We start from the raw sequence: 22,577 nt of genomic DNA, 5'->3' as shown, positions 1-22,577 counted from the left end.
TTCGGTGCCTGCGTGAGCGAAGCCAAAAGTAAAAAAGAACGGCGCAAGAGCCGTGCGGGAAAAGGCGCGGTTCGGGGTGCCCGAGCTTTGCCGAGATCAGGTTCCGAACGATCGGTTGCTGGCGTATTACGGCCGGTATTGCTAACCGGTGGTTTGTTGCTTGTTGCCGCCGGACTTGGGTACAGCGCTCACTGGCTTTGGCAGCAAGCCCCGGTTGAAGAACTGAGTCGAGTTGATGCGCTGGAAGATGTAAGGGTCAAAGGGCCTTTTCGGGCGGTGACGGAACGTGAAGTGGAAGATATCCTGCTGCCCTTTTTGCGGCGCGGGTTCTTTTCACTGGACATTGAAGGAATGCGCAGCGCGTTGATGGGCAATCCATGGATCATCAACGCGTCGGTAAGTCGCCACTGGCCCAACGGTGTTGAGGTCACGGTGGAGGAAGCGCAACCGCTGGCGATATGGGGTGAGGATCGCCTACTGATTGCCAGCGGCGAGCTGTTGCCGAGACCGGAGCAGATGCAGGAGCTGCGGCTCCCCGAATTGGCGGGGGACTCGGAACTGGTCGGGCGGATCATGGCGCAGTATCAGGCGCTGGCCGGTTTGCTCACCACAAAGGATATGGAGGTTCGCCGGCTTTCGTTTGATGACCTGGCGGGCTGGCAACTGGAGTTGGTTAGTGGCATCCAGTTGCAATTGGGGCATGACGAGCTGTTGGAGCGTGTTGATCGCTTCCTGAGTCTGACCCGCGGTGTACTGGCACCGCATCTGCAAAAAGTGGCGGGAGTGGATACCCGTTATAACAACGCAGTTGCGGTGGAATGGAAAAAATTAGAAGCAGACAACAATTAAGCAGATAAAAAGGTGAGTGTTGCGCTGGCCCAGCATGGTAAATGCGGGACGGAGCAGTTGCTCAGCGAGGTTGAAATCAAATGACACAGTCAACAGATCCCCGCATGATCGTCGGACTCGATATCGGCACCTCAAAGGTGGTGGCGATCGTGGGAGAGGTAGCCGGGGATGGTTCACTTACCGTTGTGGGTATTGGCTCGCATCGTTCTACCGGTATGAAGCGCGGCGTGGTCGTGAATATCGAATCGACGGTGCAGTCCATTCAGCGCGCAGTGGAAGAAGCAGAACTGATGGCGGGATGTGAAATTCACTCCGTCTACGCCGGTATCGCCGGTAGTCATATTCGCAGCCTCAACTCGCATGGAATTGTGGCGATCAAGGATCGCGAAGTTACCCAGCAGGACCTGGACCGGGTAATAGATGCCGCGCGCGCAGTGGCAATTCCAGCGGACCAGAAAATACTGCACACCTTGCCGCAGGAATACCTGATTGATAGTCAGGAAGGTGTGAAAGAACCTCTGGGTATGTCGGGTGTGCGCCTTGAGGCCAAGGTTCACCTGGTTAGTGGTGCGGTGAATGCGGCGCAAAATATTGAAAAATGTATCCGTCGCTGCGGCCTAGAAGTGGAAGACATCATTCTGGAACAGCTGGCATCCAGCTATGCGGTGTTGACGGATGATGAAAAAGAGCTTGGTGTGTGCATGGTGGATATCGGTGGTGGTACCACGGACATCGCTGTGTTTACCGGGGGGTCCATTCGCCACACTGGAGTCATTCCGATTGCGGGCGACCAGGTGACCAATGATATCGCCATGGCGCTGCGGACGCCGACGCCGCACGCGGAAGACCTGAAAATCAAATACGCCTGCGCACTGGCGAAGCTGGCCCGTGAAGGGGAAACCATCAAGGTGCCAAGCGTTGGTGATCGTGCACCCCGCGACCTTTCCCGGCAGGCTTTGGCGGAAGTGGTAGAGCCGCGTTACGACGAGTTGTTCACGCTGGTACAGGCGGAACTCCGTCGGAGCGGATTTGAAGATCTGTGCGCTGCCGGCATCGTGCTGACCGGCGGATCTTCAAAAATGGAAGGTGCAGTGGAACTGGCTGAGGAGATTTTCCATATGCCGGTTCGACTGGCTGTGCCTCAAGGTATTTCAGGGTTGACCGATATTGTCAGTAACCCGATTTATTCAACCGGCGTCGGCTTGCTGATGTATGCCATCAAGTCCGAAGAGCGGAAGAGCGGACCACCCAGGGTGCAGCGGGATGAAAACCCCTGGTGGGACAAGGTGAAGCACTGGTTCAGAGGGAACCTCTGAATCGGGCGTAGGCTCCAGGATCGATAATCAAAATTTGACATGAGCAAAAAAGGGGAACAGCAATGTTCGAACTCGTAGACAGCGTACAGGACAAGCCTGTAATAAAAGTGATCGGTGTCGGCGGCGGTGGTGGTAACGCCGTCAAGCACATGATCGCCTGCGATGTGGATGGAGTGGATTTCATCTGCGCGAATACTGACGCACAGGCGCTGAAGGACGTGGAAGCGCACACCATCATCCAGCTGGGCAATACGATTACCCGCGGTCTGGGTGCTGGCGCGAATCCCGATGTTGGCCGTCAGTCGGCACTGGAAGACCGCGACCGAATCGCGGATGTTCTGAGCGGTGCTGACATGGTGTTCATTACTGCGGGTATGGGTGGTGGTACCGGTACCGGTGGTGCACCGATCGTAGCCGAGATCGCCAAGGACCTGGGTATTTTGACCGTTGCCGTCGTGACTCGCCCCTTCATGATCGAAGGCCGCAAGCGCGCACTGGTCGCAGAAGAGGGTATCCTCGAGCTGCGCGACAAGGTCGATTCCCTGATCACAATCCCGAATGATCGCCTGCTGGAAGTACTGGGCAACAAGATCACCATGAAAGCGGCATATAAAGAAGCCGACAATGTGTTGCTGGGTGCAGTGCAGGGTATCGCGGACCTGATGATCCGCCCGGGTATCATGAACGTCGACTTCGCGGATGTTCGCACTGTTATGTCCGAAATGGGTATGGCAATGATGGGTTCCGGCGCCGCAGTTGGTGAAAACCGGGCCCGCGAAGCGGCGGAGAAGGCCGTTCGTAGCCCGCTGCTCGACAACGTCAACCTGCAGGGTGCTCGCGGTATCCTGGTCAACATCATTACCGGCAGTGAAGAGGCCGGTTGCCAGGAACTGACCCTGGGTGAATACTCGGAAGTGGGTTCGATTGTGCAGGAAATCGCTTCCGATGAGGCCACCGTGGTTATCGGTACTGCCGTGGACGACAAGCTGGGCGATGAGATGCGTGTAACTGTAGTTGCCGCAGGTCTTGGTGAAGCCGGCGCCCAGGTGGCACGTCCTACCAAAGTGGTCGACAACACGCGCCGCGCTGAACCTCGTGAATCTGCCCGCGCTGCAGCCCCGACTGAGTCCGTTCGTGAAACTCAGCAGGAGGTGCGTAACCGCGCGGAAAGCGAGCGTCCAAAACGCGCGATGCCGGCTATGAACCCGGCCGATCAGGATATGGAATACCTGGATATTCCGGCATTCCTGCGCCGGCAGGCAGACTGACCCAGCCCCCGGAGTGGGGCGGAGAAACTGCTCATGTCCATTCCCGGCCTTCGTGGCCGGGTCTCTGCCCGCTCCGGGACCGCTTTCAGGTTCTCGGCGACAGGACAATGACAGCAGGGAAATAGCTGGATAGAAAGTTGTTGCCGCCACGGAAGGTGGACAGGAAGTGAAATTGGATAAAAGTTGGATAGCATAGAAAGCTACTAAAAAGCTGTTTAGCAGCTAGACAATACATAGACACGCTCAGACTATTACTAAAGTATGAATAACCACTAAGCTTGTGGCGTGGTTTGTCAGCAGCTGACTGGCTGTGACAGGGCGTGGATTGGGGGCGACAGGTGCCGGGTTTGCCCGGAGACAGGTGACCGGCGAGTATTAGTATTTAGGGTTTACATTATTTAACCGCGAATTCGCCGGTAACCGGGTACAATTTGTACCACTATTGTGAGCTGGTTTGGCGCTTGAGTCTTTGCGCTGGGCTATGCTGGATAGGTGACTGGAGCAGAAGTGTGTCCATGACCAGATGGTTGTGTATGGTTTTGGCGCTCAATTTCTGTTAGTATCGCCGGCTCGCTGCGATTTGGACGCAGCCCACCGAATGGGAACCTGGATATAGATGATCAAACAGCGCACTCTCAAAAACGCTATTCGGGCTACTGGCGTAGGCCTGCATACCGGCAAAAAGGTCGTTTTGACCCTTAAGCCGGCTCCCGTTAACAGTGGCATTGTGTTCCGTCGGGTCGACCTGGATCCGGTGGTTGAGATTGAGGCGCGTGCTGAAAACGTTGGCGACACCCTGCTGTCCACTACGTTGGTCAAGGGTGATGTTCGTATCGCTACCGTTGAGCACCTGCTGTCTGCCATGGCCGGTCTGGGCATTGATAACGCCATCATCGAGCTTTCCGCGCAGGAAGTGCCGATTATGGACGGCAGTGCGGGTCCATTCGTATTTCTGATTCAATCCGCAGGTATTCAGGAGCAGGCTGCTCCCAAGAAATTCCTGCGTATCAAGAAGCCGATCACGGTTGAAGAAGGCGACAAGGTTGCCAGCTTCCTGCCGTTCAATGGCTTCAAGGTCTCTTTCACAATCGATTTTGACCACCCTGTATTCCAGGGGCGTAACCTGAGCTCTTCGGTAGATTTCTCCAGTACTTCTTTTGTAAAAGAGGTAAGCCGCGCACGTACTTTTGGGTTCATGCACGAAATCGAATACCTGCGCTCCAAAGGTCTGGTTCAGGGCGGCAGTGTGGATAACGCGATCGTAATCGACCAGTACCGCATCCTGAACGAAGGCGGTCTGCGCTACGAAGACGAGTTTGTGAAACACAAAATTCTGGATGCCATCGGTGACCTGTACCTGCTGGGTACCAGTGTTATCGGTGAGTTCAAGGCCTTCAAATCAGGCCACGCACTGAATAACAAGTCACTGCGAACCCTGATGGCTCAGGAAGATGCCTGGGAAATGGTGACTTTCGAAGGTGAGCAAGAGGCGCCCATCTCTTACGTCAAGCCGATTCTGGCGGTGTAAGGACAGGGTAAGCACTTCTCAGTAAAAGCCGGCACGAAAATTGCCGGCTTTTTTACGCTTCCAGTATTTATTGGTAACACCATCACCGCCGCAGGATTCGGCGACACTGGAAACTGTGCGTTTGTGGGGATTTTTAGCCGCCGGTGAGTGATACATTGGCAGCACTTCAGCCAGCAGGAAGGCGTGGGACAAAGCAGGAAGCGACGGTCCCGGCACCATTGTGGTGCAAAAACGATTAAAACAACGAATAGTCGCAAGTCTTGCACGCCTGATATGAAAGTAATTCTGGTCAATGAGCGCAGTGGCGTCTCTCGCAGCTTCAACTTCGGTGGGCTGAGCAAAGCTTTGCTCGGACTCTGCCTGTTGGGGTTGCCGGTGGGCGCGCTATGGCTTGGTGCCAATATGCCGGTTGCCGAGTCAGACCTGTTTGACGCCCGCGCAGTGAAGGCCTGGAACAAGGCGCTGCGCAAGCAGCAGGGCCAGATCGATGATGCAGATCGCGAAGCGCGCGAGCAACTGACTGCACTGACGGTGAAGCTGGCAGAAATGCAGGCCCGCCTGACCCGCCTTGATGCCCTCGGTGAACGCCTCACCACAATAGCGAAACTTGACGAGGGTGAATTCCAGTTCGGCGCTATGCCCGCTGTAGGTGGCCCGGAAGATTCGGGTATTGCCGGGGCCAGTGAGCTACCTTACCAGCCTCCAGAATTCCTCGATGTTATTGGAGATCTTTCCGACCAGATCGAAGATCGCCAAATGCAACTGTCCACTCTTGAGACACTGATGGCACGTCGCCAGTTGCAGGATGAGCAGTTTATCGCTGGCCGCCCGATTACCCGGGGCTGGATGTCTTCCCGTTACGGGTACCGCACTGACCCCTTCAGTGGTCGCCGTTCCTGGCATAAGGGTGTCGATTTTGCCGGCAAAAACGGCTCTGATGTGGTTTCCGTTGCCGCTGGCGTTGTCACCTGGGCGGAGAGCCGTTCTGGTTACGGTCAACTGGTAGAAATCAATCACGGCAATGGTTATGCCACCCGCTACGGTCACAACAGCGAGATCAAGGTCAAGCTGGGTGACGTGGTCAAGAAAGGGCAGGTGATTGCCCTAATGGGATCAAGTGGTCGTTCCACCGGCCCTCACGTGCATTTCGAAGTCTACAAGAATAACCGTCCGGTAGACCCCGCCACCTACATCCGCCGCACCGGCAGATAACAACTATCCTCTATCATTGCACAGCGGGCGTCATTGGCGCCCGTTGCTTCTGCGATGGCCCTGGAATTTCCGCGGGAGTTGCGGCCGCTGGCGCCTTCCTGTTTACTTGCATCCTTCGCAGGGCCCCTGTGGCAATTCGCCACGGGCACACTCAGCATTAATGTGGTTTCTGAATAATGATTGGCAAACTGATAAAAACGGTCTTCGGTTCAAAAAATGACCGCGAGCTCAAGCGCATGCGCAAGGTGGTCGCCAAGATCAACGCGTGGGAAGAGGAATACAAGGCGCTGGATGACGCCGCACTAAAAGCCAAAACTGATGAGTTCAAGCAGCGCCTGGAAAACGGCGAGACTCTGGATCAGCTGCTTCCCGAGGCATTCGCCGCTGTGCGCGAGGCCGGTGACCGTGCCCTGGGCATGCGCCATTTTGATGTGCAGATGATCGGCGGTATGACGTTGCACGAAGGGCGTATTGCAGAGATGCGTACCGGTGAAGGTAAGACGCTGGTAGCAACGCTTCCCGCCTACCTCAACGCCCTGGAAGGTAAGGGTGTCCACATCGTAACGGTGAACGATTACCTCGCCAGCCGCGATGCCAACTGGATGCGCCCGGTATATGAGTTCCTGGGCCTCACTGTTGGCGTTGTAGTGTCCCAGCAGTACCCGGAAGACAAGCAGGCTGCATACCAGGCGGACATTACCTACGGTACCAACAACGAATTCGGCTTCGACTACCTGCGCGACAATATGGTGCTGCGCAAGGAGGATCGCGTACAGCGTCCGCAGAACTTCGCGATTGTCGATGAGGTGGATTCCATTCTGATCGACGAAGCGCGTACCCCCCTGATTATCTCAGGCGCCGCGGAAGACTCTTCGCACCTGTATATGGCGATGAACAAGCTGGTTCCCCAGCTGGAGCGCGCTGAAGAGGGCGGTGAGGGCCATTACACGGTGGACGAAAAGACCCGTCAGGTGGAAATGTCTGAAGACGGTCACCAGCTGATCGAGGATCTGCTGGTACGCATGGGGCTGCTTAAAGAAGACGAATCCCTGTACGCGCCGGGTAACCTGGGCTTGTTGCACCACGTCAATGCTGCACTGCGCGCCCATGTACTGTTTAACAAAGATGTGGACTACATCGTCCAGAATGGCCAGGTTGTCCTGATCGACGAGCACACCGGTCGCACCATGCCTGGCCGCCGCCTTTCCGAAGGCCTGCACCAGGCGCTGGAAGCCAAGGAAAACGTACAGATCCAGAGTGAGAGCCAGACCCTGGCATCGACCACTTTCCAGAATCTGTTCCGTTTCTATCCCAAGCTGTCCGGTATGACTGGTACTGCGGACACTGAAGCCTTTGAGTTCCGCCAGATCTACGGCCTCGACGTGGTGGTGATCCCCACTAACAAGCCGAAGCAGCGGGAAGACCTCAATGACCTGGTATACCTGACCAAAGATGAAAAGCTCGAAGCGATCATCGAAGACATCAAATACTGTCGCGATAAAAAAGCGCCGATTCTGGTCGGTACTGCGTCTATCGAGACTTCCGAAGAGATGTCTCGACTGCTGCAGAAAGCCAAGATTGATCACCAGGTGCTGAACGCCAAGTTCCACGAAAAAGAAGCGCAAATCATTGCTCAGGCCGGCCGGCCGGGCACGGTCACCATTGCTACCAATATGGCCGGTCGCGGTACCGATATCGTGCTGGGGGGCAACTGGGAAGCAGAACTGGAAGAGTTGCAGGAGCGTGAAGAGCGCGCGGCAACGGCGGAAGAAATCGCTGCGATCAAGGCCGATTGGAAGGCGCGCCACAATACCGTGATCGAGGCTGGTGGCCTGCATATCATCGGTACCGAGCGTCACGAATCCCGCCGGATCGACAACCAGTTGCGTGGCCGGGCCGGTCGCCAGGGCGACCCGGGTGTGACCCGTTTCTACCTGTCACTGGAAGATAACCTGATGCGTATCTTTGCCTCCGACCGGGTGAAGAACTTTATGCAGATGCTGGGTATGGAGCGCGGCGAAGCGATTGAGCACCGTATGGTGTCCAACGCGATCGAAAAAGCGCAGCGCCGGGTGGAAGGCCGCAACTTCGATATCCGTAAGCAACTGCTGGAATACGATGATGTCGCCAACGACCAGCGTCAGGTGATTTACTCCCAGCGCAACGAATTGCTGGAAGCCGAAAATATCAGTGACACGATTGCTGCCATTCGCGACGATGTCGTAAACGAGTTGATTTCCGGATTCGTGCCGCCACACAGTGTGGAAGAGCAGTGGGATGTCCCCGGGCTCGAAACTCAATTGGCCGGCGAGCTGGGACTGCAGCTGCCGATTCAGCAATGGCTGGATGAAGACCGCACTCTGCATGAAGAGAGCCTGCGTGCGAAGATCGTTACTGCTGCTCAGGATGCCTATAGCCAGAAGCTTGAGCGCATTGCCGAGTCTACCGGTGACGCCAACCTGATGCCGACCATTGAGCGTCAGGTCATGTTGCAGGTGCTGGATCAGTTGTGGAAAGAGCACCTGTCCAGTATGGATCACCTGCGTGCGGGTATTGGCTTGCGTGCTTACGCCAACAAGAACCCCAAGCAGGAGTTCAAGCGCGAGTCTTTCCATTTGTTCCAGAGTCTGCTCGATAGCCTCAAGCATGAAGTTGTACGGGTACTCGCCCATGTCGAGCCGATGACCCGTGAGCAGATGGAAGAGATGGAGCAGCGCCGTCTGGAAGCCCAGCGCCGTCAGCAGCTAGACCTGCAACACGCGCAGGCATCTGCCATGCCGGAAGCGGAAGCCGCCGAAGCGAGTGATCCGCAAGCGGCCATGCGTCGCGGACCAAAGGTAGGGCGCAATGATCCCTGCCCGTGTGGCTCTGGTAAAAAGTACAAGCAATGTCATGGCAAGCTGACTTCATCGACCACGCCGTGAAGTGGTGGATGGCCTGACATCAGGTCAGGCAAATACAAAAAAGGCCCACTGAACCCAGTGGGCCTTTTTGTTTGCGCTGAGTGGTTTATATAATCCGCTTTCTATCCATATTTTGAGAAGGCTATATTCATGGCGCAGTCTCTGCCGCAGGTACCCGGAATTCGTTTGGCTTCTGTTCCCGCTCAAATCAAGCAATGGCAGCGAGATGACCTGCTGTTGATTGAAATCGCGGAAGGGGCGAGTGTCGCTGCAACCTTTACCCAAAATGCTTTTTGTGCGGCGCCGGTGATCGTGGCGAAAGAGCATATTGCTGAAGGTGGGGTGCGCGCGCTGCTGATCAACGCTGGTAATGCGAACGCGGCGACCGGGGAAAAGGGACTGGATAATGCCAGGCAGTGTTGTGCCGGCGTAGCATCCGCACTGGGTATCGCACCGCGGCAGGTATTGCCTTTCAGTACCGGAGTGATCGGTGAGCATTTGCCTGTGCACAAAATTCTGGATGCCATTCCGTCAGCGGTAGCTGGCCTGGTTGCCGATGGTTGGGACTCCGCCTCGAAAGCCATTATGACCACCGATACCCGTCCCAAAACTGCGTCACGCAAGGTACACATTGCCGGCGAAGATATTGTCATCACGGGCATTGCCAAGGGTGCCGGAATGATCCAGCCGAATATGGCGACCATGCTGGCGTATGTAGCAACGGATGCGGCGGTAGCGCAACCATTGCTGGATCAGCTCGTGAAAGACGCTGTCGGGGCTTCCTTTAACCGGATCAGTGTGGATGGGGATACCTCGACGAACGACGCCTGTGTATTGATCGCCAGCGGCGCGACCGGCACGCTCATTGATGACGGAGCCAGTGAAGACTTCCTGCGTCTAAAGGCGGCTATTGAAGAGGTTCATATTGAATTGGCCCAGGCGATTGTGCGCGACGGTGAAGGTGCCACAAAGTTTGTCACGGTGCAGGTCAATAACGCGGCGACCAGTCAGGAAGCCCTGGCGGTCGCCTTTGAAATTGGTGAATCCCCGTTGGTCAAAACCGCGCTGTATGCATCGGATCCAAACTGGGGGCGTCTTGTGATGGCGGTAGGCAATGCCGGTATCGAAAACCTGGATACCAGTAAAATCAGTATTTTCCTTGATGATATCCAGATTGTGGAAAACGGTGGCCGTGCAGACGGGTATACCGAAGAAGCCGGGCAGAAGGTGTTCGCGCAGGCTGACTTCACTATTGTGGTGGACCTGCAGCGTGGCGATGCTTGTGAACATATCTGGACCTGCGACTTTTCCCACGAGTATGTGACCATCAATGCGGAGTATCGCACCTGATGGGTAAGGTTGTGCATGTTGCCGTGGGTGTCGTTCGGCGCGCTGATGGCCGAATCCTGCTGGCGAAAAGGCCGGACCATTTGCATATGGGCGGACGCTGGGAGTTTCCCGGTGGCAAGGTCGAAGATGGTGAAACGGTACAGCAGGCGCTGGCGCGCGAGCTTCGTGAGGAGTTGGCGATTGATATTCAGGCGTTGTCGGCGCTGATTGAAGTGAGATACGAGTACCCGGAGAAAACCGTGCTGCTGGACACCTGGGAGGTCACCGAATTCAGCGGTGAAGCCCGCGGGGTGGAAGGTCAGTCGTTGGCCTGGGTGGCGGTGGATGATCTGTCGCAGTATGAATTTCCCGATGCCAATGAGCCGATCGTAGCAGCCGTGCAATCCCGCCAGATCTGAGCCGCTTTCCCGGGTACCGTAGCCGGTGCCCGATGTTCGGGGGCGGGCCGGGTCGGAAATGTCACGCCGGAACAAGGATATCGTGATGTTATTTCCCCATGGGATCTTTTACAAAGAAGGCTCGCCAATGCAGATGGGGATCCACCGTGTCCGTTCTCGATCACATCCGTTACCGCGACCTGGAGGGTATCCGGGTCGGCCGTTTTAATCATGGGATCAATACCTCATTTATTGTCTACCGGCTCGGAGATACGCTGATCGACTGCGGCCCGACGAATCAATGGAAGTACGTCCGCGACTTCATTCAGCAGCGTCCCATCCAGCAACTGCTGCTCACCCATCATCATGAAGACCACAGTGGCAACGCCGGCGCCATTCATAAATTGACCGGCATTCGCCCCCGGGCGCCGCAGGAAACCGGGGACATTCTCCGCAAGGGCTTTTCTATTCCCCTGATACAGAAAATTGTCTGGGGAAGTGCGGGCAGGGCAGATCCGGAAACTCTTCCGCAGAACATCAGCATCGACGGTGAGCCAGTATTACCCATTGCGACGCCGGGTCACGTCAGTGATATGCATTGCTACTTGCTGCCACAGCGGGGCTGGTTGTTCAGCGCCGACCTGTATATAGCCAGTTATCTCAAGTTTTTGCGCCGGGAAGAGGATGTACCAACGCTGTTGAAGAGCATCCACCGGGTACTGGCGCTGGATTTTGAAGTGCTCCTTTGCCCCCACCGCGGTGTTGTGAAAGACGGCCGGGAAAAGTTGCGGCAAAAATATGATTACTTGCTCGACCTCGCCGGGCGCGCGCGCGACCTGCGGGAAAGTGGCCTGGCTGTGAAAGACATCACTCGACAGTTACTGGGACCGGAAAACTTCCTGAGCTTTGCCAGCCGCTATGACTTCTGTAAGCGCAACTTGATTGCGTCCTGTCTCCAAGTTGATTCCGACACCCTGATTGGCATCTAATCGTTCTTTTTTGCACCATTTTTTAACTGAATTTTTTGCGATTTGGTGCACAAGTGTGCGGCAGAAATCCCTGGGTCATTAAGCTGACCAGGCTTCTCGTGCATATAAGTTGAATTCCCCGCCCTCCACTGGATAAAAGTACGTACCTTTTAAAGTTTTCAGCGTCTGCTGAAGAAAAGTGTTCAGTTTCTACTAAATTGGCAGCTTGGGCAGGTCCTCGCTGTACAGAAAAGTGGTTTTCCGTAGCGTGCGGAAAAGCTGTCATGGTTCTTGCAAAACTTCCACTGAGTCTCTCACGGTGCATTTCATGCATCGATAAAAAACGATAAATCAATGAGCTAATGGAAGGCTTCTATGACGAGCAAGAACTCACTGAGAACCAAAACTCTACTCGCACTGGCAATTACTGCGGCTGCTGTACCTGTTGGTGCAGAGGAGCTGATCGAGGAAGTGGTTACCATCGGAACCCGTGTAGAGGGGCGCACGGCGACTGATTCCGCGGTGCCTATCGACGTGATTACCGGCGACGATTTCATGAATCAGGGTGATACAGACCTGAGTACGCTGTTGCGCAATGTGGTCCCGTCTTACAACGTAAACACCCAGCCCATCAGTGATGCGGCGAGTATCGTGCGCCCGGCCAACCTGCGTGGACTGGCCCCTGACCACACTCTGGTGCTGGTGAACGGCAAGCGCCGCCACCGCGCAGCGGTTATTGCCTGGCTGGGTAACGGCGTGTCCGATGGTGCCCAGGGGCCGGATATTTCCCAGATTCCCGCCATTGCGCTGCAACAGGTGGAAGTGCTTCGCGACGGTGCTGCGGCGCAGTACGGTTCCGATGCCATTGCCGGAGTAATGAATTTTAAGCTTAAGGAGTCGGATAGCGGCGGCGTGATGGAAGTAAAAACCGGTCAGTTCTACGAAGGGGATGGAGCCCAGTTCACTGTATCCGGTAATTTCGGTATGCCGTTCACTTCACAGGGTTTTGTGAATGCGAGTTTTGAGTACGGTATGTCGGAAGACACCGACCGCAGTATCCAGCGCAACGATGCTATTGCACTGATCGAGGCTGGTAATACCGATGTGGCGGATCCAGCGCAGGTTTGGGGCCGTCCGCAGATCGATGACGATCTGAAAACCGTGGTGAACCTAGGACTGGAGCTTGGCGGCGGCAAGGAATTCTATGCATTTGGTAACTACGGCACCAAGCATGTAGACGGCGGCTTTTATTTCCGTAACCCGGAAACCCGCAGTGCGGTGTTCATGAACGCGGCTACTGGCGCACCGCTGGTCGGGGATCTGGATCCGAGCAACGGTGTGATGGATTGTGCCGGGTTCAGTCACGCGGATGCCCAGTCCAGTGATGAGTGTTTCTCGTTTACCGAAATGTTTCCCGGTGGTTTTACCCCGCGCTTTGGCGGTGACGTGACCGACCTGGCGGGCGTTGCGGGGCTGCGCGGTGAAACCGAAAGTGGCTGGCAGTACGATGTGAGCGCAAGCCTTGGTTATAACGATGTGAACTTTTTTATCTACAACACTGTAAACGCCTCTCTCGGTCCCCTGACGCCGACTGATTTCAATCCCGGCGCTTACACCCAGCTGGAGAAAAACTTCAACATTGATTTCGTTAAGGGGTTTGAGGTTGGGCTCGCCTCTGAGCTGAGTGTGGCTACCGGTTTCGAATGGCGCGACGAGACATTTGAGATCACCACCGGCGACGAGGCCTCTTACGAGATTGGTCCGCTGGCGGACCAGGGCTTCAGCGCTGCCTCCAACGGCTTTCCGGGCTTTGGTCCTTTGGCGGGAGGGCAGTGGAGCCGCTCTAACATCGCCACCTATGTAGACATGGAAGCCGATATCACCGACGGCTGGTTAATGGGGATGGCACTGCGTTTCGAGGACTTCGAAGACTTCGGAACCACCACCAATGGCAAGCTGGCAACCAATATTGATGTTACCGAAGCCATCTCGCTGCGGGGATCCTGGAGTACCGGCTTCCGCGCTCCGACACCGGGCCAGTCCAACGCGTTCAATGTGTCCACCGAGTTTGACCTGGCGCTGGGTGACCTGGTCAACAACGGTACTATTCCATCAACCAATCCGGTTGCGGAGCTACGCGGTGGTGAAGCCCTGAACCCGGAGAAATCCACCAGCTGGACGCTGGGTGCCGTATTTACCCTGGGGGCGGTGGATATCACCGTTGACTATTTTAATATCGAAATGGAAGACCGGATCGCGCCCTCGCAGCTGTACTCGCTGACTCAGGACGAGGTGGATAGCCTGGTGGCCTCCGGCGTGACCAGCGCGGCCAACCTGCAAAACTTCCGCTTCTTTACTAACGATTTCGATACCACCACGAAGGGTGTCGATATCGTTGCCAGTTACCTGACCGAAGCGATTGGCGATAGCACTGTGATCAGCCTGGCCTACAACAATACCCAGACTGAAGTCGACAAATACTCCCCGGAGACGATCGATGCAACCCGCATTCGTGAGCTGGAAGAGGGCCTGCCCGAAAGTCGCCTGAGTTTGTCGAGTACCACCGACATGGGCAACTGGAAGTTTGTCGGTCGAGTCAGTTCCTACGATGACTGGTTTGATTCGGAAGACGGCAACGTATACAGCGGCGAAATCCTGGTGGATGCCGAAGTGGCTTATGCCTTTAACGAAAAGGGTACGGTTATGTTCGGTGCCCAGAACCTGTTTGATCAATATCCGGAAGAAAACCCGGGTGGTGCTGACGGCGCCGGTAATCGCTACAGCCAGTTCTCCCCGTTTGGGTTTGAAGGTGGTTTCTACTACCTGAGAACCCGCTACGAGTTCTGATCGAACGGAAGTGCCCATAAAAAAACCCGCTGCTTGCAGCGGGTTTTTTATTTCGCAATGGGTTCAATCACCGGTCCATCACGGACTGATAAAAATCCCGCGCTTGTACAGGAAACGCAAGACCAGCCATTGCAGCAGAATCACGCCACAGGCGATCAGTAAGGTGCCCGCTGCTTCGGGTAGTGCATTCGCAATACCACCAAATACGCTTTTGCTACTGTACTGCCAGTTGACCAGGCTGGTTCCCAGATATACCAGAATGGCATTGCAGCCGATTACCGAGAAGAAGTAAGTGAACGCTTTCCAGTGCCACATATCCACAACCAGGTAGAAGATTCCCAGCAGTACCAGGCAGCTGCCAACGCTGACCAGTACGAACGAGCTGGTCCAGAGTTCTTTGTTGACCGGGTATACCCAATGCCAGAGAAAGCCGGCGAGAAGGCACACAGCCGCAGCGATAAACAGGCCCTTGAGAATGGCCTTGTGATCGCCACTGTGGCGAGCCAGCCAGCGGCCAGCAAAGACACCGCCCAGCGCATTCAGGATGGCCGGGATGGTGGACAGAACACCCTCTGGGTCGTAAGGGCGATGTTGGTAAGTAATCCCCGGCAGGAAGTGCTGGTCTACCCAGGCATTCACCGACCCGGCCGGCGTGAGTGAGCCAACACTGACCTGGAGAATCCAGTAGCCAAACAGTATCCCCGCGGCAATGCCATATTGGGTGCGGATGCCGCAGTGCCACACGATCATGGCGGCAACAAACCAGGCAATACCGATACGGGCGAGTACACTGGCGTAACGGATATCACCGAGGTCGGCGGGAATACCCGTACCCCAGCCATGGTTATAGAGCACACCAAGTGCGATCAGCAGGAACAGACGCTTGACCGCTTTGCGGTACACCGGGGCGCGATCGCTTATCGGCAGGCCGCGCAAGGACTTGTTTGCCAGGCCGAGGGTCACGCCAGAAAGAAATATAAACAGGGGGAAAATCAGGTCGTAGAAGCTGAATCCATTCCACTGGGTGTGCTGCATCTGGCCATGGCCAAAGTGGAAGATGGACCAGCCGGTGAGGGCGAACAGCGGCAGGAAAAGCGCTTCACCACCGATAATCCAGAACATGTCGAATCCGCGCAGGGCATCCACCGATGCGAGGCGCTGTTTTTTATTGACCATAACAACTACTTCAATATTCAGTCACTGGATAGCGGCTGGGCACTTTTTGCCCAATCGCCCCCTTGGAGAATCATGCGGATTGTCAAAGACCGCAGGGAGATTCCAGTTTTGGTTCCCAATCCGGCACGGTGTCGGTGAATGCTACCTTATCCGCACGCAGGGCGTCGATTGCACGATCGACCTCCGCCGGGCTCAGTACTTGTCCTGCGTTGTGGTAAACCCAGTCCACGTCCTGTTGATAAGTCCGGGGTTCACTGGAGTCGATCAGTCCCTCTTCGGTAAACCAGAGATTGAAGTTGATGGACATGGGTTCTTCTGGGTATACCTTTTCGCTGTGTTCAGCAAACTGCTCGCCGTCGACAAAATAGCGGATCTGGTCATCGGCTACCTGCAACACCAGTGTGTGCCAGCCGGCAAAGCTACCGGGCCTGGTGGTGAATTCGTTCTCCTTGATGAACGGATCCAGCTTGAAGGTTTCCCAGCTGGTGGCAAAGAGGGCGTTGTCCGGTTCGTCCCAGCCACCATTGGCCAGGTATTCGAAATCCATTTCACTGTAATTCGGATCCATCGGTGCGTTCAGCGGGCTGATGGTATAGAAGGTTTCGATGATCTGATCGCCGTCGGGGCCGGAGGTTGGCTCATCGCGGAAGAATACCCGGGCCGCGTACGTACCGGAGAGGTATTTGCGCTGGTGACAGAACTGGGTGTGATCGGTGTTTTCACCGGAGCCATCGGTCGACGACGTCATGCGCAGCAGGGTGTTGTCGGGATGTTCCTGGTCGGCCAGGAAAGCAATGCCTTTCTCTGACCAGCGTGCGCCAGGAATACCGGGGTGGCCGGTTTCGGTGCGGGCTTTCCACTGGTTTTTTCCCATTTCTTCAAAAGAACGGTAGGAAAAATCATCAAAAAATATCTTGTCCGTTGATGTCGGTGTGGCCACCTCTGTCGCTGCCGATGTGGTTTCATCCTGAGCTGCGTCTGTGGATATCTTTTCTTTTGCGCAGGCACAGAGGACGGTTGCGCACAGTGCCGCGGTGACCGGCAGTCTTAGCGGTTTGGGAAGATACTTCATGGGGATTTCCTTACTTGTCGGGTGTACTGAAAAGCACCGGGATAAAACGAAAAAAGCCCCGGTAAAAACCGGGGCGAACATAGGAGCATTTCCTATCAGTCACAACGCAGAGAGAAACTTTAATATCCATCCTGTGAGAGTTGGCCGGTACTGCTGAACCGGCCGATGGATTCAGTCTTCATCCTGTTCAGATTGAGCACACCAGAGTCCAGCTACCGTCGGTAGCACTGGGTTCAGATTGGGTCCACCAGTTGGCCTTGAATACAGAGCCGTTGTGGATAATCTGGTCGCCACTTGCCGCGTGGTTACTGCGCGGCCACTCTGGGTAAGTCACCAGTCCGTCGGTGCTGACGCCAGCATCGGTACAGCTCTGAGCGCCGCCACCGCCCTCACCGCTCAGCTCGACTACAGGCAGCTCCGGGTACTCAAACGCAAGCGCGTAAGTGGTGCCGTTGACGGTCGCGGTGTAGGATTGCGGGCCGGAAACCGGGAGGTAGTAGTTCAGGGTCATATCCCAGATTTCACCATTACCCAGGCTTTCCCATGCCGGGAGGCTGAAGCGTACGCGGTGGAATTCATTTTCCAGACCGCCCACATTGCCGCCGCCGGCATTCGCGCCATCTTCAATCACTTCTAGGTTGGCACCGCTCTGGTCGGTGATGACACTAGAGGTGGAGGTCGGCATATCGAATTCGAATACGGTACCGCCGGGCAGAGGGCCTCCGGTATTGTTGGTGACGGACAGCGTCGGATTCAGCGGGTAGTTCTGGTCGCCCAGTTTGAAGCCGGTGATCTCGATATCGATGTTCAGGGCTTCTTCCGGTACAACACGGTCGGTGCGCAGTTCGCGGTACTTGGCCGCGTTGGCGAACTTGTCGTAGGCGATCGTGGTCAGGGTGTCACCCATATAGTACTCGCCAGATGCCGCGTCCCAATCGTAGTCGCCGGCCAGCTCCCAGAACATGATGCCGCCCACGCCCTGGTCGATCACGTACTGAACCTTGGCGTCCATGGACTCTTCATCTTCGGTGGAGATGTACACGCTCTTGTCGGCGTTCCACAGCCAGGGGGCTTCGGAAACACTGTCGTAGTTGCGTACGTAAGTACCTACCAACGCGTCATCCGGGTCGTTCACCGGGTCGAGGCCGTACTCGGTCACGTAGCTACCCAGGATGCCATTTTCCAGGTTCTTGGCATGCCACATCGGGTTGGAACCAGCACCCATCTCATTGCCGTTGCTGTCGAGGTCGTGCCACATGTTGTCGATGCCGATGGCGCCATTACCGCAATCGGACGCAGCGCCGGTACCTTCGGGGCACTCAGACTGGGCCGGAAGGGAAGCGGAGCCGCCCAGGCCATTGTTGCCACCGGTCACGCCCTGCCAGCCGCGGGTGTAGTAAGGAATACCCACGTTGATACGGCCTGCAGACATGGAGCCGCGGAAGTACTTCACCGCCCAGTCAATATTCAGGTAGCCGATGCCGCCGAACTGGGAGGTGCTGTAGACGCCGGCCGCGGCCAGTTCCGGGTCGTTGCCGTTGTCGAACAGCGCGGAGTTGTGGCCAACATACTCGTTCCACGCACCGTGCAGGTCGTAGGTCATGATGTTGACGTAGTCCAGGTACTTGGTGATCTGCATGGTTTCCATACCGCGCAGCAGGTAGCCGGAAGAGGGGGAAGCGATGGTTAGCATGTAGTGGGTGCCATCCGCTTCACCGGCGGCGTCCAGCTTCTCGCGCAGTACGCGCATCAGCTCAACGTAGGACTCCATCAAAGAGCCGCGCAGCGGGTTGGCGATACCGAAGTCCATGGGGTTGCCGGCGTCGTTCATCGAGGTGGGGTATTCGTAGTCGATATCCACACCGTCGAAGCCGTATTTGCGGATAAATTCCACAGAAGAGTTGGCGAACGCTTCGATACCGGCGTGATTGACGCTGCCGTCGGCGTTGGTGGTCATGGTGTAGAAACCACCGTCGGCCACACGGTCGCCGTTGTCGTTAAAGTGGCCGCCAGTTTCCGCCCAGCCGCCAACCGACACCAGGGTTTTCACCTCCGGGTACTGTTCCTTGAACTTGGACAGCTGGTTGAAGTGGCCCTTGTACGCGTAATCCGGATCAGTTTCTGCACCCGCAACACCTGGCCATTCCATGCCCGTGGCGGGGTTATCCGGGTTGTCGGTATTGCCGACGGAAACGCTGTAGTCGCTGCCAACGTGGGCAAACGCGTAGTTGATGTGGGTGATCTTGCCCCACGGAATGTCTTTCACCAGGTAGCTGGGCTGGCCGTTGGCGCCATTACGCCAGCTGGTGAAGTAGCCGATGATACGGCGCGGGTGGTCCGCACCCATATCTTCGCGGCCGTCGGCATCGTAGATGTCACAGTAGTTCGGCGCAGTGCCGGGGGAGGTGTAGAGACCGTCCGGGCGGCACGGGAATTCGGTGACAACCGGATCGGTAGCGTCGCTTACGGAAACATTGCTCTCCGCACTGGCGGTCAGGTCATCGCTGTCAGTGGCCACAGCGGAAATCACGTGGTCGCCGAGCGCCGCGGTCCAGCTGGCAGAGTAGGGCGCGCTGGTATCGGTGGCGATCAGGCTGCCGTCCACAAAGAACTCAACCTGGGTCACGGTGCCGTCGCTGTCACTGGCGGTCGCGGAAATGGTCACGGCGTCGCCGGTGGTGTGGCTGGAACCGTCTGCCGGGGCGGTCAGGGAGACCGAGGGTGCCTGCGGGCCTTCGATGACTTCGGCTTCAACAGTAATGGAAACCGCAGCCGTGGTTGTGGACAGGCTGTCATTGTCAGTGATTACCGCGGTAAATTCCGGTGTGCCGGCCGCAGCAGTCCAGTTGGCTTCCCACGGCGCGGCGGTATCGGTGGCGATCAGGGCACCGTCGACGTAGAAGGCTACGGATTCGACCTGGCCATCCGTATCGCTGGCGGAGACCTGGATGACAACGTTGTCATTTTCGGTTGCGGAAGAACCCGCAGTTGGCGCAGTGATGGATCCAGTGGGGGGAAGCGGGTCAACAATGACTTCGCCGCTACAGCTGTCTACCAGGCTCCATTCCTGGTACTGGCCAGAGTGTGTTTCAGGGTTGTGATTTTGAGTCCACCAGTTGGCTTTATAGGCATTGTCGTTGTACTGAACCTGGGTGCCACCGGAGTAAGAGTCGGAGGCATTCCATACGGGAAGGCCGTCGCAGTCTACAGCGGCGTAGCTGTGGCCAGCGGAGAGCATGGCGGCAGCAATAAAGCCAAGCTTTAGCTTGTTGTTGAGCATAAGTTGTTCACCTTGCGGGAGTTTATTTTTATTGGAATCACGACACTAGAACATCGGTGCCAATGAAATGACATCGCTGTCAAAAGTAGCAACGGCCAATGATCAAAACAACCGAGAAACTTCACGAAACTGCAATATTTGAGAAATACTGCGCCAATTTTTTTGATATTTATTAAAACTGCGTGGCAATTCACGGGGATCTACGGGCACAGGAGGCGTGGAAAACAAGAACTGTTTCCGCGTGAATGGCGCAAAAATCTTTTTTTTGGGCTTGGCTATTACGTGAAAACCTGCTGATTGCAGACGTTCTGGGGTCTATTTTCACGCAAAAGGCGCTGCTTACCGGGAAAGTATTTACATGTCCCACAGCGAGTTGGTTGCCTTGGACAGGGTAATACGTTCTTTGTCCTGTATCTGTTTCAGGTTGTCAAAAACGTCTTTGACTTCCTCCGATTCAATGGACTCATATACCGAGTGATAGAGATCGGAAAAGTAGCGGTCAACTTCCTGTCCAAGCTTGTTTACTTCCTCCAGGCTTGGTTTATCACTCATATAAAGGTTTTTTACCAGGTGGCTGGCGCTTTCCTCAGGGGTGTACTGGAGCCACGTCTGCATCACTTTATGCTCGGCAACCGCACCGTAGTTTTTCAGGTTGTTTGCCATCCGCAGTTCGTGTTCATGCAGATGCTCAAGGAGTAACTTGGTGCGCTTGTCCTCTGTGTTCTCCTGCATATGACGGTAAATGCCAGCCATATCCAGATGAAAATTCTGCGCGTCTTTGAGAACTTCGTGGGCCTGTTTGAATGTCTTCATTGCTGTGCCTGCCTGTTACACAAATTCATTATAGTTATCGACAAATCCGTCCGGCGAAGAAAGTAACTTCTCCCTATGGTTATAGTGCAATTATCCAGTTGATCAAGGGCGAGGGATAAACGCCGAACCCGAGTAGCAGAATGGTCAGTAATAGCAAAACCAGCCAGCCGGAAAGTGCAATGGATTCCGGGCGATCGGTCACACTGGTTTTTTGACACCCCGCAGGCTTAAGCATGTTGATCGAATCCGGTTTTTTCTCCGGAGTTTCCCTGTTATCGCCAGCCACGGCGGAATCCTGCCGCTTTAGCAGATCCAGTATCAGCCCAAGATAGTAGTAAAGTCCGAGTGCACTACCCGCTATTAAAGCGATCAGTAGCCACCACTGCTGGCCCTGGATTCCTGCTGAGAATAGATAGAACTTTCCGAAAAACCCGAGAGTAAGTGGAATGCCGGCGAGGGATAGCAGGGCGACGATAAAATATATGGATAATACCGGCGCTCGCCAAAGCAGGCCGCGGTAAAAAGCGCGTTGAAACGGGTCCCGGGCATGGTCCTGAAGCGGATGAGCGCCGCCGGGAGTGTGTGGAAGTTCCGAATCGGCCACCAGGCTGACAATCGAAAATGCACTGAGGGTTGTAAGCACGTAGGCGACCAGATAAGCGGAAACAGCCTCTCGAGCGAAGCGCTCGTCAATCAGCAGCAGAGCAACAAACACGTATCCAAGGTGAGCGATGGAGCTGTAGGCGAGCAGCCGCTTTATATTCTGTTGACGCAGAGCGAGCAGGTTACCAATGATCATGCTGGCGGCGGCCAATGTTGCTATCAGCAGGTTAATTATCGGAAGCTCAAATAGCTGAAGAGTGTGAACAAGTTTCAACAAAGCCGCAACTAACGCACTCTTGCCCAGCGTTGCTATCAGAGCCGTTACTGGCGTTGGGGCGCCCTGGTATACATCCGGGGTCCAGAAGTGAAAGGGCACCAGTGACAACTTGAGTGCAACAGCAACGAGAAACAGAACCAGTCCCGCCTGGTAAAGGTCGCTGGTCAATGGCTGTGTGGAAAATGCCAGCGAGCCGCTCGCGGTAAAAACCATGGCGATACCGAACAGTCCGACGGCGGTTGCGAAAGCGGAAGTCATCAGGTATTTGAATCCGGACTCAAGAGACAACATCTGGTCCCGCAGGGGGGATCGGTCTCCATGTACTGAGAAGGCAAGCAATGGGTAGAACGAAATACTTATTAACTCGAGCGCTAGAAAAAAGCTGGCGAAATGGTTAGCACTGACCAGTGTGCAGGCGCCAAGCGAGATGAGCAGCAAAAGAATATAAAACGCTTCGGGATAACTTTCACTGTGATGTGGTTTTTCAGACTGGCCGGCCAGTCGTGCACACAAATAATGGAATCCGATTGCCGAAACGATAGCGGCGGTAAAAATATTGAGCAGGCAATAGAACAGACTAAGCCGGTCTACCAGCAATAACCCGGTTACAGTATGTCCCTGAGTGGGCAAAGTTCGCAAAAGAAAAAGGCAGCTTGTTGTAGTCGCGATCAGTGTCAATAACGTCGTAGCAAGTGCGCCGCGATGCCCACGAAAAAAAGCGACCTGCAGCATTAAAAT

15 protein-coding genes are annotated in these 22,577 nt (G+C 55.5%); 10 read left to right on the top strand and 5 right to left on the bottom strand.

Translation table 11 applies throughout. The features are described 5' to 3' along the window. The first annotated feature begins 12 nt into the window (after positions 1 to 12). The 10 genes from LC093_RS13690 to LC093_RS13645 all read left to right on the top strand — a co-directional run bounded on the left by LC093_RS13690 (position 13) and on the right by LC093_RS13645 (position 14,618). Positions 13 to 849: a cell division protein FtsQ/DivIB gene (locus LC093_RS13690; protein WP_226665750.1), complete on the top strand. Its 837-nt coding sequence runs from the start codon at positions 13 to 15 to the stop codon at positions 847 to 849. Positions 850 to 929: 80 nt separating this feature from the next. Further along, positions 930 to 2,165 (top strand): cell division protein FtsA, encoded by a 1,236-nt coding sequence (ftsA, locus tag LC093_RS13685; RefSeq protein WP_226665748.1) that lies wholly within the window; start codon positions 930 to 932, stop codon positions 2,163 to 2,165. Between the two features lie 62 nt (positions 2,166 to 2,227). Beyond that, on the top strand, positions 2,228 to 3,433 hold the full coding sequence (gene ftsZ / locus LC093_RS13680; protein WP_226665745.1) for a cell division protein FtsZ: 1,206 nt from the start codon (positions 2,228 to 2,230) through the stop codon (positions 3,431 to 3,433). Between the two features lie 616 nt (positions 3,434 to 4,049). Then, positions 4,050 to 4,961: a UDP-3-O-acyl-N-acetylglucosamine deacetylase gene (gene lpxC / locus LC093_RS13675; protein WP_226665744.1), complete on the top strand. Its 912-nt coding sequence runs from the start codon at positions 4,050 to 4,052 to the stop codon at positions 4,959 to 4,961. A gap of 273 nt (positions 4,962 to 5,234) precedes the next feature. Next, positions 5,235 to 6,173, top strand: a complete 939-nt coding sequence (locus LC093_RS13670) for a M23 family metallopeptidase (RefSeq protein WP_226665743.1) — start codon at positions 5,235 to 5,237, stop codon at positions 6,171 to 6,173. Between the two features lie 176 nt (positions 6,174 to 6,349). Then, a complete protein-coding gene (gene secA / locus LC093_RS13665; RefSeq protein ID WP_226665742.1) occupies positions 6,350 to 9,097 on the top strand; it encodes a preprotein translocase subunit SecA in 2,748 nt (915 codons plus the stop codon). Between the two features lie 129 nt (positions 9,098 to 9,226). Then, complete coding sequence (gene argJ, locus LC093_RS13660) at positions 9,227 to 10,426, top strand: bifunctional glutamate N-acetyltransferase/amino-acid acetyltransferase ArgJ (RefSeq protein ID WP_226665741.1); 1,200 nt, start codon at positions 9,227 to 9,229, stop codon at positions 10,424 to 10,426. Further along, the gene (mutT, locus tag LC093_RS13655; protein WP_226665738.1) at positions 10,426 to 10,824 is read left to right on the top strand and encodes an 8-oxo-dGTP diphosphatase MutT; all 399 of its coding nucleotides are present in this window, start codon (positions 10,426 to 10,428) and stop codon (positions 10,822 to 10,824) included. Before argJ ends, mutT begins: the two co-directional genes overlap by 1 nt. Positions 10,825 to 10,970: 146 nt before the next feature. Continuing rightward, a complete protein-coding gene (locus tag LC093_RS13650; protein ID WP_226665730.1) occupies positions 10,971 to 11,792 on the top strand; it encodes an MBL fold metallo-hydrolase in 822 nt (273 codons plus the stop codon). Positions 11,793 to 12,146: 354 nt separating this feature from the next. After that, positions 12,147 to 14,618, top strand: coding sequence for a TonB-dependent receptor plug domain-containing protein (locus tag LC093_RS13645; protein ID WP_226665719.1), 2,472 nt, complete (start codon positions 12,147 to 12,149; stop codon positions 14,616 to 14,618). 78 nt (positions 14,619 to 14,696) lie between these two features. On the opposite strand, the gene nagX is transcribed toward LC093_RS13645, so the two are convergent. The 5 genes from nagX to LC093_RS13620 all read right to left on the bottom strand — a co-directional run bounded on the left by nagX (position 14,697) and on the right by LC093_RS13620 (position 22,571). After that, positions 14,697 to 15,794 carry a transmembrane glucosamine N-acetyltransferase NagX gene (gene nagX / locus LC093_RS13640; protein WP_226665716.1) on the bottom strand — a complete coding sequence of 366 codons (1,098 nt, stop codon included), beginning with the start codon at positions 15,792 to 15,794 and terminating at the stop codon, positions 14,697 to 14,699. An 82-nt stretch (positions 15,795 to 15,876) separates the two neighbouring features. Further along, complete coding sequence (locus tag LC093_RS13635) at positions 15,877 to 16,866, bottom strand: glycoside hydrolase family 16 protein (protein WP_226665713.1); 990 nt, start codon at positions 16,864 to 16,866, stop codon at positions 15,877 to 15,879. Between the two features lie 187 nt (positions 16,867 to 17,053). After that, complete coding sequence (locus tag LC093_RS13630; protein WP_226665711.1) at positions 17,054 to 20,146, bottom strand: glycosyl hydrolase family 18 protein; 3,093 nt, start codon at positions 20,144 to 20,146, stop codon at positions 17,054 to 17,056. A gap of 354 nt (positions 20,147 to 20,500) precedes the next feature. Next, positions 20,501 to 20,959: a hypothetical protein gene (locus LC093_RS13625; protein WP_226665709.1), complete on the bottom strand. Its 459-nt coding sequence runs from the start codon at positions 20,957 to 20,959 to the stop codon at positions 20,501 to 20,503. Positions 20,960 to 21,038: 79 nt separating this feature from the next. Continuing rightward, complete coding sequence (locus LC093_RS13620) at positions 21,039 to 22,571, bottom strand: NADH-quinone oxidoreductase subunit N (protein ID WP_226665707.1); 1,533 nt, start codon at positions 22,569 to 22,571, stop codon at positions 21,039 to 21,041. Between the last annotated feature and the right edge of the window lie 6 nt (positions 22,572 to 22,577).

Source organism: Microbulbifer aggregans (genome assembly GCF_020524005.1).
GTDB lineage: Bacteria > Pseudomonadota > Gammaproteobacteria > Pseudomonadales > Cellvibrionaceae > Microbulbifer > Microbulbifer aggregans_A.
Note: the sequence above shows the minus strand (reverse complement) of the source record. Positions and strands in the feature narration are given on the sequence as shown.